1 protein-coding gene is annotated in these 1,181 nt (G+C 58.6%); it reads left to right on the top strand.

Going from position 1 to position 1,181, the window contains the following annotated elements; translation table 11 throughout:
- Positions 1–1,079, top strand: a 1,079-nt coding sequence (gene mnmC / locus J5224_RS28940) for an FAD-dependent 5-carboxymethylaminomethyl-2-thiouridine(34) oxidoreductase MnmC (RefSeq protein ID WP_264628533.1), incomplete at its 5' end; no start/stop codon positions are given.
- Positions 1,080–1,181 lie beyond the last annotated feature (102 nt).

The raw sequence follows: 1,181 nt of genomic DNA, 5'->3' as shown, positions 1-1,181 counted from the left end.
CGTTACTCAACGACAAACACGATGCGCTTTCCCGTTTTTTTGCCACCGCGTTTGGTTTTGCCCGCCGCCAGTACGACACGCTGTGGCAAGCCGGTATCCCCTTCGAGCATGACTGGTGCGGTGTAAATCAGATTGCCTACGATGAAAAAAGCGCGCGTAAAATCACGCAAATCTTGCACGGCCACTGGCCGGCAGAGGTGGTTACGCCGCTCAGCGCCGATGAGATGGACGCAACGGCCGGATTAGCGATAGGTTTTCCCGGTGCGAGCTATACCGAGGGCGGCTGGCTGTGCCCGGCAGAGCTAACAACCCATGCGCTGAAACACGCACAATCGCTCGGACTGGTGGTGCATTTTGCTACTGGCGTCTCTGCGCTGGAAAAAACCGCATCCGGCTGGCAACTTCGATTGGCAAACGGGCAGCAAAAGACCCATCCCGTGGTGGTGCTGGCTAACGGACAGCGGCTCAGCGACTGGTCGCAAACTCAACAGCTCCCCAGCTATGCGGTGCGCGGTCAGGTGAGCCATATTCCCACTACCCCGACACTGCAACGCTTGCAACGCGTACTGTGCTATGACGGCTATCTGACCCCAGTCAGCCCTCACCATCAGCAGCACTGTATCGGTGCCAGCTACCAGCGAGGCGTGGTTACTACCACGTTTAGTGCAGACGAGCAGCAGGAAAACCACCAGCGCCTGGTGGCCTGCTTGCCCGAGGCAAGCTGGGTGAATGACATTGATGTCAGCGACAACGCAGCGCGTCAGGGCGTGCGCTGCGCCACCCGCGATCATCTGCCGCTGCTCGGCGCTACGCCGGATTACGCGCAGACGCTAGATCAATACGCGTCACTTGACGTGCAGCGGCACACGCCGGAGCGAGTGGCTGTAGCTCCGGTTCATCAGGATCTGTTCGTTATCGGTGCGCTGGGATCGCGTGGATTGTGCTCTGCCCCGTTGTCCGCCGAAATCCTGGCCGGGCAACTGTACGGCGAGCCGTTACCGCTCGATGCAGAAACCCTTGCCGCGTTGAATCCGAATCGTTTTTGGGTGAGAAAGCTGCTGAAAGGCAGAGCGGTGTAACGAAGATAGCCGCCACTGACGATGGGATAGACAGTGGCGGAACAGAGAATCGATCAGTTAATCTGCGAAGCGCGCTGAAATAAATCGTCCCACATGCCATTG

The sequence above is a fragment of the Candidatus Symbiopectobacterium sp. NZEC135 genome (assembly GCF_025962695.1).
The sequence above is the reverse complement of the archived record's forward strand: the minus strand, read 5'-3'. Positions and strand labels throughout refer to the sequence as shown.